1 rRNA gene (only partly in view) is annotated in these 414 nt (G+C 55.1%); it reads left to right on the forward strand.

Going from position 1 to position 414, the window contains the following annotated elements:
• Nucleotides 1-414 (forward strand): 23S ribosomal RNA (locus ACFC0O_RS46080); its annotated part runs 999 nt beyond the window's last position; the annotation flags it as partial.

Raw genomic sequence — 414 nt, forward strand, 5'->3', positions numbered from 1 at the left:
TGATCTAGCCATGGGCAGGTTGAAGCGGAGGTAAGACTTCGTGGAGGACCGAACCCACCAGGGTTGAAAACCTGGGGGATGACCTGTGGTTAGGGGTGAAAGGCCAATCAAACTCCGTGATAGCTGGTTCTCCCCGAAATGCATTTAGGTGCAGCGTCGTGTGTTTCTTGCCGGAGGTAGAGCACTGGATAGGCGATGGGCCCTACCGGGTTACTGACCTTAGCCAAACTCCGAATGCCGGTAAGTGAGAGCACGGCAGTGAGACTGTGGGGGATAAGCTCCATGGTCGAGAGGGAAACAGCCCAGAGCATCGACTAAGGCCCCTAAGCGTACGCTAAGTGGGAAAGGATGTGGAGTCGCACAGACAACCAGGAGGTTGGCTTAGAAGCAGCCACCCTTGAAAGAGTGCGTAAT

This window comes from Nocardia sp. NPDC056100 (assembly GCF_042266325.1).
Taxonomy (GTDB): Bacteria; Actinomycetota; Actinomycetes; order Mycobacteriales; family Mycobacteriaceae; genus Nocardia.